9 protein-coding genes and 1 riboswitch are annotated in these 11,372 nt (G+C 63.1%); of the genes, 2 read left to right on the top strand and 7 right to left on the bottom strand.

Annotation, left to right across the window (positions count from 1 at the left end; all coding sequences use genetic code 11):
• Positions 1-55: 55 nt before the first annotated feature.
• Positions 56-1,144 carry a lipid II:glycine glycyltransferase FemX gene (locus JMY29_RS04495; RefSeq protein ID WP_189076058.1) on the bottom strand — a complete coding sequence of 363 codons (1,089 nt, stop codon included), beginning with the start codon at positions 1,142-1,144 and terminating at the stop codon, positions 56-58.
• 211 nt (positions 1,145-1,355) lie between these two features.
• Here JMY29_RS04495 and JMY29_RS04490 point away from each other — a divergent pair, with 211 nt between their 5' ends.
• Entirely contained in the window at positions 1,356-1,871 is a 516-nt protein-coding gene (locus tag JMY29_RS04490; protein WP_189076059.1) for a class IV adenylate cyclase, read from the top strand.
• Positions 1,872-1,895: 24 nt separating this feature from the next.
• Here the strand turns inward: JMY29_RS04490 and JMY29_RS04485 are convergent, their stop codons facing one another.
• The 6 genes from JMY29_RS04485 to JMY29_RS04460 form a co-directional block, all read right to left on the bottom strand.
• On the bottom strand, positions 1,896-2,717 hold the full coding sequence (locus JMY29_RS04485) for a DNA/RNA non-specific endonuclease (RefSeq protein WP_189076060.1): 822 nt from the start codon (positions 2,715-2,717) through the stop codon (positions 1,896-1,898).
• 38 nt (positions 2,718-2,755) lie between these two features.
• The gene (locus JMY29_RS04480) at positions 2,756-4,168 is read right to left on the bottom strand and encodes an L-serine ammonia-lyase (protein ID WP_110505696.1); all 1,413 of its coding nucleotides are present in this window, start codon (positions 4,166-4,168) and stop codon (positions 2,756-2,758) included.
• Positions 4,169-4,361: 193 nt separating this feature from the next.
• Positions 4,362-4,748, bottom strand: coding sequence for a glycine cleavage system protein GcvH (gene gcvH / locus JMY29_RS04475; RefSeq protein ID WP_018780132.1), 387 nt, complete (start codon positions 4,746-4,748; stop codon positions 4,362-4,364).
• A 99-nt stretch (positions 4,749-4,847) separates the two neighbouring features.
• On the bottom strand, positions 4,848-5,981 hold the full coding sequence (gcvT, locus tag JMY29_RS04470) for a glycine cleavage system aminomethyltransferase GcvT (RefSeq protein WP_189076061.1): 1,134 nt from the start codon (positions 5,979-5,981) through the stop codon (positions 4,848-4,850).
• A gap of 9 nt (positions 5,982-5,990) precedes the next feature.
• Entirely contained in the window at positions 5,991-8,837 is a 2,847-nt protein-coding gene (gcvP, locus tag JMY29_RS04465; protein WP_189076062.1) for an aminomethyl-transferring glycine dehydrogenase, read from the bottom strand.
• Positions 8,838-9,015: 178 nt separating this feature from the next.
• Positions 9,016-9,113, bottom strand: a riboswitch (glycine riboswitch).
• 93 nt (positions 9,114-9,206) lie between these two features.
• A complete protein-coding gene (locus JMY29_RS04460) occupies positions 9,207-9,746 on the bottom strand; it encodes a TetR/AcrR family transcriptional regulator (RefSeq protein ID WP_189076063.1) in 540 nt (179 codons plus the stop codon).
• 73 nt (positions 9,747-9,819) lie between these two features.
• Here JMY29_RS04460 and JMY29_RS04455 point away from each other — a divergent pair, with 73 nt between their 5' ends.
• Positions 9,820-11,370, top strand: a complete 1,551-nt coding sequence (locus JMY29_RS04455; RefSeq protein ID WP_189076064.1) for an MFS transporter — start codon at positions 9,820-9,822, stop codon at positions 11,368-11,370.
• Positions 11,371-11,372: the final 2 nt, after the last annotated feature.

Below are 11,372 nucleotides of genomic sequence, written 5' to 3'. Positions count from 1 at the left end.
GCCCGTTGGTGGCCGGGGCGGGCCTTTTCGCTGGCTTGTTGGCTTTTGCTGCCGGTCAGTAGAACTGGCCTCCGGTGCGCATGGTTTCAAGTCGACGGAACACCCGCTCGGCCCCTTTGAGCCACAGCTTGTAACGGACCGGACCCAGCACGAGGTCGTAGCAGCCCACGAAGTCCGTGACCGTCTTGGTGAAGCTTGTCTTGAACGATCCCAGGCCATACAGCGGGTGGGTCTTGTCCTTGATCCGGGCTCCTGGAGGGGTGCCGCAGAAGTCATACTCGACGCAGCCAAGTTCCTGCATGCGCTGAATGGCAGCCCACTGGACCAGGTGCGAGTCGCCATACTGTTTGCGGTCCTGCGTCGACCCGCCATCCTTGTAGGTGGCTTTGGAACCGTAATTGATCACAAACGCGCCTACGCTCGGGGCATCGTCCTCGTACACGAAGAAGAACTGTCCCTGTCCACGACTGCAGAATGCACCCCAGAACGCGGCATAGTACTCATAGCTCCGCAGAGGCATGGCGCCCTTGGCGTTCACGGTGTTCTGCATGAGGGCGTAGAGCTTGCGGTAGCTTTCCTCGCCGGCCTCTTCCTGCCGGACAACGCAGCCCTCGCGCTCTGCACGGCGGACTGCGTTGCGGGCCCGGGAGGAAATGCTCCGAAGCACTTCATTGGCAGGCGCTGAGATGTCCAGCAGCGCGGTGGAGTCGTTGGACTGGATATTCGGGGCCTTGACCAGGCCACTGGCCTTCAGGTGAGCGGCTACCTCAGGCGACTCCACGACGTCGGGCTCTATCTTGATGGTGAAGACGTTCATCTTCTGTTCCCGCGCCAAGGAAGCGACGGCGTCCAGCATGGGCTTGATGTCGTCAACGGACCCGGCGTCCGGACCCTTGATCAGGTACCAGAGCCGTCCCAGGACGGGGAACTTCTTCTCCAGCAGGAGGTTGTAGCTGGCGTAGTCAGCGGTCTCGATGACGAGCCGGCGGACAAGCCACCCATTGCCGTCCTTGACTGCCGCATAGGCGTCCGACTGCAGCATGTTGCCACCGTTCGGGTTGGCAGTGACGTGCTTGTCCCAATTATCGATTTCCTCGGCAGTGGCAAAGCGGGCGGTAAATTCTCGCAAGGTGGCCGTGTCCAATCTCAGGGTTTTGGTGCAGTGTTCAAAAGCATCGTGCGCATGCGGACATGCAGCCCCAAGTCTATCGGGCCGAGAAAAATCGGGCTGATTCCCGGGCGGACCGGGCAAACGAAACGCTCAGCACAAGCCCGGCAAGGGGTTCGCTAGGCTTGGAAGCCACCATCCACTCGTTCCACTGCGTACATCGTCCACAGCTGATCCGGGGAAATCCATGCCAACGAACATCGAAATCAAAGCGCATGTAGACAGCATCGAACGTCTGCTGCCCACCGTGCTTTCCCTGGGTGGCTCGGAACCCGGGCACAGCTCGCAGGACGATACTTTCTTTGAGTGTCCGGGCGGCCGGCTCAAGCTGCGCGTGACCGGCGATGGCCACGGAGTGCTGATCTTCTACCGCAGGGCAGACGAACCCGGTCCGAAGTCTTCCTACTATGTTCATTCAACAACGTCCGATCCGGATGGTCTGCGTCAGGTCCTGGCCGACGCTTACGGGGAACTTGGGCGCGTTCGCAAGCACCGTGCCGTGGTCCAGGTGGGAGAGGCCAGGATCCATCTGGACTCCGTGGACGGGCTCGGTGACTTCCTCGAGCTGGAAGTGGCCGTGGGTGGAGTGTTCGGACCCGAAGAGGCCACCGAACAGGCCCATCAACTCATGGAAGCCCTGGGAATCAGCCCTGCGGATCTGGCGAAGGGCGCCTACCTGGATCTGATCATGGCCAAGCTGTGACCCCGTTCCACCAAGTGGGCGAGCCTAGAGCCTGATCTGCTCCATGCTCTCCAGTTCGATGGCTTTCGGCTGCTTCCCCAGTTCACGCTGGCCACTGCCAAGACGGTCGGCGTTCGCGAGGCGGCTGAGGCTCAGCCCGGTTAGGTCGGCGATCTCCCCGATAGGGACCTGGAAGGTCCGGAAGGGACCCAGGGGCGGAGGTTCGCCTTCCAGAAGCCGTTGATCAATGGCCCTCTTCAGTTCCACCTTCCCGAGCAGTGGTGACTGGTCCAGAACGAACCCGACGGCGGCCAGCTTGGCATCGTTGGTCCATGCCGCAATCTTCCAGAACTTTCGAGGGATCCGGACACCACGGTAGGGCTGATCATCCTCAAGCAGGACCGGCCCCGTGAAGACGCTGATCTTGGCGTCATGGGCATCGGCGTGCCCCAGGACATGGTCCTCCAAGCCCACCCAGAGTTCCTTGCCTTGGTTGAAATCGTCCACTTGCGGCGCCGCATTGGTGAATGAGAACGTCTCCTGGTTGGCCTTCTTGGCAGTGGCGGCGTCCCCCCAGACGGGATCCAGCCGGCGCACCAAGTGGCCGCGATCGAAGGCGTTGTTCTTGTAGACGTCCGGACCCGCCTGCTGTTCCCGGGGGATCCTGTCATCGAAGTGCCAGGTTCCTTCCCGCGCCAACGGGTTCAGTTCTGCACCGCTGATGTTGACCCCCACGATCGCCGCGAGCTTCCGGGCGGCCCGGAAACGCACGGAGAAGTGGGTGTAGTCCAGCAGTATCGTCGTTGCCGACGGACTGGGCAGTTCAAGGCGTGCCCGCAAAAAATCCCTGTCGTATCCCCCGCTCATGGATACAGCATGGCACTACGCACTGACAGTAAAAAGACTCAGCATTCGACGACGTTGACGGCGAGGCCACCCATCGCGGTTTCCTTGTACTTATCGGACATGTCCTTGCCCGTCTCACGCATCGTCACGATCACCTCGTCCAGGGAAACCCGGTGCGTCCCGTCCCCCCACAACGCCATCTTCGCCGCGTTGATCGCCTTCGCCGCCGCGATCGCGTTCCGCTCAATACACGGAATCTGCACCAACCCCCCGATCGGATCACACGTCAACCCCAGATTATGCTCCATCGCGATCTCCGCAGCGTTCTCCACCTGACCCGGAGAACCACCCATCACCTCAGCCAACCCCGCAGCAGCCATCGACGACGCCGAACCAACCTCACCCTGACACCCCACCTCAGCACCCGAAATCGACGCCTGCTCCTTATACAACACACCCACCGCACCAGCAGCGAGCAGGAACTTCACCACCACATCATCCCTGTCCTGCTGACTGGCCTGATCCATGCCCGGAGCGTAATTCAACGCGTAATACAACACCGCCGGAATAATCCCCGCAGCACCATTGGTCGGCGCCGTCACCACCCGCCCACCAGAAGCGTTCTCCTCATTGACCGCCAAAGCAATCAGGTTCACCCACTCCTGCCAATACTTCGGATCGTTCCGGTCCTTGTCCTCCTTCAACAACCGCTCCAACCAATCAGGAGCACGACGCCGGACCCGCAACCCGCCAGGCAACACACCCTCACGCTTCAAACTGGTTTCAACACAGGCCTCCATCACCGACCAGATATGCAAAAGACCCTCCCGGATCTCCTCCTCAGACCGGGACGCCCGCTCATTGATGAACATGATGTCCGAAATCCCCAACCCCTTGGACGCACACCTGCCCAACAACTCCGCCGCCGTCCTGAACGGCAACGGCAACTCCTTCTTCGACTCCTCCAACTCCTGCCGCGCAGCGTCCTCCTCACCCTCACGGACAATGAACCCACCACCAACCGAAAAGAACGTCGCCTCATGCACAGTGTTTCCCTCAGCATCAGCCACGGCGAACTTCATCCCGTTCGTATGCCGCGGCAACACCGTCAACGGATGCAACACCATATCCTCCACCGCATACGGCAACTCCACACCCCCGCCGGATGCCCCCGCAAGGTTCAGCACACCGCTCTCAGCGATCGTCGCGAGCCGCTCCTCCACTTCCTCGGGAAGGATCAATTCAGGGTGGTAGCCCTCCAAGCCCAGCAACGTCGCCGTCATGGTTCCGTGACCACGACCCGTCGCCGCCAACGAACCATACAAATCAACCCGCAACGACGCCACCGAGTCCAGGACACCAGCGTCCTTCAACTCACCAGCGAACACAGCGGCGGCCCGCATCGGCCCCACAGTATGGGAACTCGACGGACCAATGCCCACAGAGAACAGATCGAAAACACCAACAGCCATAGCCGGGATCCCTTTTATACAGCTTGAAACGGTCCGGCAGATGGTCCTGCCGGATGGCCTCCCCCGCTTGTGGCGGAAGACGACCGAAGCACGACGCCGGATGGCCCCCAAAGGCGGCAACCCGGCGTCGCAAATTATTCAGTTACTACAAACGCTACGCCCTGCACGCTCGTTCCGTGCCGGAGCGCGGACCTTAGGAGAGGTCGCCGCCGTTCTTGGAGGCGTATTCCTCTGCCGAGAGCAGCGGGCCGTCGGACTCAGCAGCGACCTTGAAGAGCCAGCCGGCGCCGTAGGGGTCGTTGTTGATCAGGGCCGGGTCCGAAACAACGGCGTCGTTGATTTCCGTGACCTCGCCGGTGACGGGCGAGTACAGGTCGGAGACGGACTTGGTGGATTCAACTTCGCCACAGGTCGCGCCTGCGGTCACAGTCGAACCGACCTCGGGCAGGTCAACGTACACAATGTCACCCAGTGCGTCGGTGGCAACCTCGGAGATCCCGACGGACACCGAGTTCCCCTCGCCGCGGGAGACCCACTCGTGCTCGTCGGAGTACTGAAGTTCGGGCGCTACTTTGGGCATTCTGTTTCCTTTACGTGGTCGAAATGAAAAACGTGGAGATTTTGTACAGCTAATGCCTTTATAGCTGGGCTATGGGGTCATTAGCTGTACAAAAACTCGCTACTTTTGGCGCTTGTAGAAAGGCAGTGCGACGACTTCGAACGGCTCGCTCTTGCCACGCAGGTCAATGTCCAGCGCGGTTCCAAGCTCGGTGTGTTCGACGTCGACATATGCCAACGCTACCGGGTACCCGAGGGTCGGACTGGGCTGGCCGGAGGTCACTTCGCCGACTACCGCGCCGTCCTTGAGGACCGGGTAGTGGCCGCGTCCGGCGCGACGCCCCAGGCCCTTGAGGCCCACGAGCTTGCGTCCCGTGGTGGAACCGGCACCGTCGGCCTTCAACGCAGCCAGTGCGTCCTTGCCAACGAAGTCACCTTCCTTGGACAGCGCCACCACGGCTCCGAGCCCTGCAGCGAAGGGGTTGCCTTCACGGGAGAGCTCGTTGCCGTAGAGCGGCATGCCGGCTTCCAGGCGCAGGGAATCGCGGGAGGCAAGGCCGGCCGGAACCAGTTCTCCTTCTTCGGCGACGGCGGCAATTGCCTGCCACAGCGCGGCAGCGGATTCGTTGGGTACGAAGATCTCGAAACCGTCCTCGCCCGTGTAGCCGGTGCGTGCAAGGAGAAGGTCCTGGCCGCTGCCTGCCACCAGGAAGGTCACCTCAACTGCGGCGTAGTACTTGAGCCCGGTGACCAGCGCGTGCTGGTCGGCCGGAACCAGGCGCAGCAGGATGGCTTCGGCGAGCGGACCCTGCACGGCAATCAGGGACGTCTCGGCGGAGGCGTCGTCAACCACGACGTCGAAACCGGCGGCGCGTTCAAGCAAAGCGTCAGCCACAACCTTGGCGTTGCCGGCGTTCGGCACCACCAGGAACTTGTCGGCACCACGGCGATAGGTAATGAGGTCGTCGATGATGCCGCCGTCTTCCTGGCAGATCAGCGAGTACTTGGCCTTGCCGTCCGCCATGGCCGAGATCTTGCCCACCAGGGCGTAGTCCAGGAAGGCTGCGGCTTCGGGGCCGGTGACCCAGACTTCGCCCATGTGGGAGAGGTCGAACAGGCCTGCGGACTTGCGGACTGCGTGGTGCTCGGCCAACTCGGAGGAGTACTTGAGCGGCATCTGCCAGCCACCGAAGTCGGTGAACGACGCGCCAAGTTTCTTGTGTTCTTCGTAAAGGGCTGTGTAGTTCTCAGTCATGACGAGTCCTTAGTTTTCGAAGTCTTCGATCGGTGGGCAGGAGCAGACCAGGTTGCGGTCGCCCGCGGCACCGTCAATGCGGCCAACGGGCGGGAAGTACTTGTCCTGCTTGAGGTGGTGGACCGGGAAGGCGGCCTGCTCGCGCGGGTACGCGCGGTCCCAATCAGAAGTTACGACGGCGGCAGCCGTGTGGGGCGCCCGGCGAAGCGGGGAATCCTGCACGGAGAAGTCGCCGTGGGCCACCTGGTCGATTTCCTTGCGGATGGTGATCATGGCTTCGATGAAGCGGTCAATCTCCACGAGGTCCTCGGACTCGGTGGGCTCCACCATCAAGGTACCCGCAACCGGGAAGGCCAGGGTGGGGGCGTGGAAGCCGAAGTCGATGAGACGCTTGGCCACATCCTCGGCCGTGACGCCGGTCTTCGCGGTCAGTTCACGCAGGTCCAGGATGCACTCGTGGGCCACGAGTCCGCCTTCACCCGTGTAGAGCACCGGGAAGTGCTCGTTGAGGCGCGATGCGATGTAGTTCGCAGCCAGCAGCGCGGACTTGGTGGCTTCGGTCAGGCCCTGGCCACCCATGAGCTTCACGTACGCCCAGGAGATCGGGAGGACACCGGCCGAACCGAAGCGGGATGCCGAAATCGGGACATCGTTGCCTTCGGTCCAGGATGCCGCGTCACCGGGCATGAACGGCGCCAGGTGTGCCTTGGCAGCAACCGGGCCAACGCCCGGTCCGCCGCCGCCGTGCGGGATGCAGAAGGTCTTGTGCAGGTTCAGGTGCGAGACGTCGCCGCCGAACTTGCCCGGCTGGGCCAATCCCACAAGTGCGTTGAGGTTGGCGCCGTCGATGTAAACCTGGCCGCCGGCCTCGTGGATGGCATCGCAGACTTCGCGGACGTCGGCGTCGTACACGCCGTGCGTGGACGGGTAGGTGATCATGATGGCCGAAAGGGCGTCGCGGTGGGCTTCGATCTTGGCCTTCAGGTCAACGTGGTCGATGGTGCCATCAGGAGCGGTGGCCACCACCACGACCTTCATGCCGGCCAGCACTGCCGAGGCAGCGTTCGTGCCGTGCGCGGACGCCGGGATGAGGCAGACGTTGCGCTGGTCATCGCCGTTGGACAGGTGGTAGCCGCGGATGGCCAGCAGGCCTGCGAGCTCGCCCTGGGAACCGGCGTTGGGCTGGATGGAGACTTGGTCGTAGCCGGTGATTTCGGTCAGCTGGGCTTCGAGGTCGCTGATGAGCTCACGCCAGCCCTCGGTCTGGGAATCCGGAGCGAACGGGTGGATGGAGGCGAACTCCGGCCAGGAAATGGCTTCCATCTCGGCAGTGGCGTTGAGCTTCATGGTGCAGGAACCGAGCGGGATCATGGTGCGGTCCAGCGCGAGGTCGCGGTCAGAGAGCTTGCGGATGTAGCGCAGGAGCTGGGTTTCGGAGCGGTGGGTGTTGAACACCGGGTGCTGCATGAATGCGCTGGTGCGCTCAACGGAAGCCTCCAGGGCAAAGTCCTCGGCGGCATCGGTGACCGAAGCGCCAAAGACATCGAGCAGGCGGCCGACGATGTCGGACGTAGTCGTCTCATCAACGGAGATGCCAACAGTGTCGGCATCGATGCCGCGCAGGTTGATGCCCTTGGCCTCGGCGGCGGCGACGATCTCTGCTGCCTTGCCCGGGACGCGGACCGTGAGGGTGTCGAAGAACGAACCGTGGAGGACCTCGACGCCGGCAGCCTTCAGGGACGCTGCGAGCGTGCGGGCGTGGCTGTGGGCGGTCTCGGCGATCGCTTTCAGGCCTTCGGGGCCGTGGTAGACGGCGTACATCGAAGCGACGATGGCCAGCAGCGCCTGCGCGGTGCAGATGTTGGACGTGGCCTTCTCGCGGCGGATGTGCTGTTCGCGGGTCTGCAGGGCCAGACGGTAGGCGGGGACACCGGCGTCGTCCTTGGAAACGCCCACCAGACGGCCCGGCATGGAACGCTCGAGACCCTTCTGGACGGCCATGTAGGCCGCGTGCGGGCCGCCGAAGAAGAGCGGGACACCCAGGCGCTGGGCGGAACCCACGGCGATGTCAGCGCCCTGCTCACCCGGAGGGGTGATGAGCGTCAGGGAAAGGAGGTCGGCGGCAACGGTGACCAGTGCGCCGCGTTCCTTGGCCTCGGCAATGACGGCGGAGTGGTCGAAGACGCGGCCGGAAACACCGGGCTGCTGGAGGACGACGCCGTTGATGGCACCTTCCGGAAGGCCGGCTGAAAGATCGGCAACCTCAACCTCGAAGCCGAGGGCTTCAGCACGGCCCTTGACGATGGCGATGGTCTGCGGGAGGCAGTCTGCGTCGAGCACAGTCTTGCCGTCCTGCACGGCCTTGTTCTTGTTGGCGCGGCGCATCATGAGGACGGCCTCGGCCACGGCGGTTGCTTCGTCAAGCAGCGAGGCGTTGGCGATAGGCAGGCCAACGAGGTCCTGGACCATGGTCTGGAAATTCAGGAGTGCTTCAAGGCGGCCCTGCGAAATTTCAGGCTGGTACGGGGTGTAAGCGGTGTACCAGGCCGGGGACTCAAGGATGTTGCGGCGGATGACCGGCGGCGTGATGGTGTCGTAGTAGCCCTGGCCGATCATCTGGACCGCGGTCTTGTTCTTGGAGGCGAGCTTGCGCAGCTCGGCCAGGACCTCGACTTCGCTCAGCGCGTTCTGCAAGGTGAGGGCGACGTCCTGGCGGATGTCGTTCGGAACGGCAGTGTCGACCAGCGAGTCAACAGAGTCGTAGCCAACGGACTTGAGCATGGTCTCAATGTCGGCCTGGCGGCGGGCGCCGATATGCCGATCGACGAAGGTGGTGGAGGCAGAACTAACCGTCACGAAGGAACTCCAATACTTGGGCGGCGTTTGGGTACGCCACAGCGGCTCGGGTTCCTCCCCGCTCTGTATTGGACCTGAGAGTTTCCGCGTGTTGTCCGCACAACGAATCGCTTGCACCGTCGGTGAGCACAGCATCCCACGTCAATGGCGTGGAGTGCCTGCTGCTTTCCAGAGTTGCCTCGCCGCGGCGGTGCGTGGGCCTGAGAGATTCCTGGGGAGGGTTTGCTCCTACGGCGCCTGCATCACGTGCCTGCAGGACTCTCCCGCCGCAGATCAAAGGCATGTTCAGTTGTCTGTGGGCGCCACGCTGGGCACGCCACAAGGCTTAATTGTCCTACGTGCAAGGCCCTGCGGCAAATGGATGAGCAGTCACTTCCGCAGGCGGTCCAGGACCCCCAGCAGGATTTCGACGTCGGCCTCCCGACCGGCGATGCCGGCCCCCTGCCCGCCCTCGAACATCGCGTTGAAATAAAGGCCGTCGCCCATGTAGCTGACGGCCTTGGCGATCTCCGGTCCTACGTCTTCGGCCAGGACATCAAGCCACTGCTGCTGGATTCCTGCGAAGCGCCGCCGCGTTTCCTCATGGGCTACTTCAGCGAGCCTGGTGGCGGCAACGAAGGCCCTGTCCATGGGGGTGTCGGCCCAGAGGGAGGACCGGATGAAGTAGGCGGCCGAACCGTCCGGCGCGGCCTTCATCTGCTCAATGTCCTCCTGCGCCAACTCGTCCAGGCGTTCCAGCAAGGCGCTGATCAGGGCTTCCTTGTTGGGGAAGTGATACAGCAGCCCGCCCTTGGAGACACCGGCCCTCTTGGCGACGGCATCCAGGGTAGCGGCCCGCTCCCCTACCTCGATCAGGAGGGATTCGTAGGCATCCAGGACGGCGTCCCGGGCAACTGGTTTTCGTGGCATGTGTACATCATTCCCTAAAGAATTGCGGGGGTTGAATTTGTAACTATACCGTCTGGACGGTACAGTAAAAGGCATGTTCTCGCCGTCCTCAACCCAAGCACCCCGTTCCGCCGCCCCCTTGACGGGCCCGGCTGCACCGTGGCGCGACTGGACGGCCTTGGCACTGCTGATGTTCCCGGTGCTGCTGGTGGCCGTCGATAACACCGCGCTCACTTTTGCCCTGCCGGAAATCGCCCGCTCCCTGGACGTGGGCGGCATACAGCTCCTGTGGATCGTTGACGCCTACCCGCTGGTGCTCGCTGCGCTCCTGGTCTCCATGGGCAACCTTGGTGACCGGATCGGACGACGCCGGTTGCTTCTGATCGGCAGCACAGGCTTCGCGGCGGTTTCGGCTGCTACGGCATTCGCTCCGTCCGCGGAGTGGCTTATTGCCGGACGCGCTGCACTCGGCGTCTTCGGCGCCATGCTGATGCCATCCACGTTGTCCTTGATAAGGAACATCTTTACCGACCCCAACCGCCGTCGGCTCGCGATCGCTGTATGGGCTGCCGGATTCTCCGGCGGCGCAGCCCTTGGTCCCATCTTCGGCGGCTGGCTGGTGGAGCACTTCTGGTGGGGCGCCGTCTTCCTGGTAGCAGCATTCCTGCTTCTGCCACTCCTTGCCTTTGGCCGGGTACTCATTCCCGAGTCCAAGGACGCCAACCCCGGCCGGGTGGATGTGTCCAGCATTGTCCTGTCCGTGGTCACCATGGCGCCCTTCGTTTACGGCATCAAGGAATTCGCGGTCCACGGCTTCGGTGCGTCAGCTGCTGCTTTCATGGGCTTTGGCCTGGTGATGGGCATTCTGTTCGTCCGCCGCCAGCAAAGGATCGAAAGCCCCATGCTGGATGTTTCCCTGTTCAAGAACAAGGTCTTTAGCACGGCCATCGTGGCCAACGTGCTATCCCTGTTTTCCATGACGGGGTTCATCTACTTCTTTGCCCAGCACCTGCAGCTGGTCGAAGGGCAGTCCCCCATGGAAGCCGGCATCGCCATGATCCCGGCCCTCCTGGCCACCGTCATCGCCGGCCTGCTCGTAGTACCGCTGGTCAAGAAAGTACGGCCCGGCTTCGTGGTGGCCGGCGGACTGACACTGAGCGCCATAGGCTACCTGGTGGCCGTCGTGGGTGACCACGGCAGCGGACCGGTGTTCCTCCTGTCAGCCCTGACGGTCCTGGCCGTCGGCGTGGGTGCAGCGGAGACCATCTCCAACGACCTCATCCTGGCGTCCGTGCCGGCAGACAAATCAGGGGCGGCCTCGGCCATCTCCGAGACCGGTTACGAACTCGGTTCCCTCCTGGGAACAGCCGTGCTCGGTTCAATCCTCACCGCGTCCTACCAGCACAACCTCGTCATTCCCGACGGTGTGCCCACAGAGGCGGCGAGGAAGTCCGGGGAGACTCTGGCAGGTGCGGTTGACGCGGCATCCGGGCTCCCCGCCCAGTTGTCGGAGGCACTGACCACCGCCGCCCGGATAGCCTTCAACTCCGGCGTCCACATCACCGCGGCGATTGGGCTGGTACTGATGGCAGGAGCAGCAGTGATGGCCGCCGTCGTACTGCGCAAGGTTCCCAGAGCGCAATAAGG

This window comes from Paenarthrobacter nicotinovorans, assembly GCF_021919345.1.
Lineage (GTDB): Bacteria > Actinomycetota > Actinomycetes > Actinomycetales > Micrococcaceae > Arthrobacter > Arthrobacter nicotinovorans.
This window is presented reverse-complemented; position numbering and strand designations above follow the sequence as displayed.

Coding starts and splice junctions, on each gene's coding strand:
- JMY29_RS04480 (WP_110505696.1), bottom strand. CDS start 4,168: ATGGCTGTTGGTGTTTTCGATCTGTTCTCTGTGGGCATTGGTCCGTCG.
- JMY29_RS04460 (WP_189076063.1), bottom strand. CDS start 9,746: ATGCCACGAAAACCAGTTGCCCGGGACGCCGTCCTGGATGCCTACGAA.
- gcvH (WP_018780132.1), bottom strand. CDS start 4,748: ATGCCCAAAGTAGCGCCCGAACTTCAGTACTCCGACGAGCACGAGTGG.
- JMY29_RS04455 (WP_189076064.1), top strand. CDS start 9,820: ATGTTCTCGCCGTCCTCAACCCAAGCACCCCGTTCCGCCGCCCCCTTG.
- JMY29_RS04490 (WP_189076059.1), top strand. CDS start 1,356: ATGCCAACGAACATCGAAATCAAAGCGCATGTAGACAGCATCGAACGT.
- gcvT (WP_189076061.1), bottom strand. CDS start 5,981: ATGACTGAGAACTACACAGCCCTTTACGAAGAACACAAGAAACTTGGC.
- JMY29_RS04485 (WP_189076060.1), bottom strand. CDS start 2,717: ATGAGCGGGGGATACGACAGGGATTTTTTGCGGGCACGCCTTGAACTG.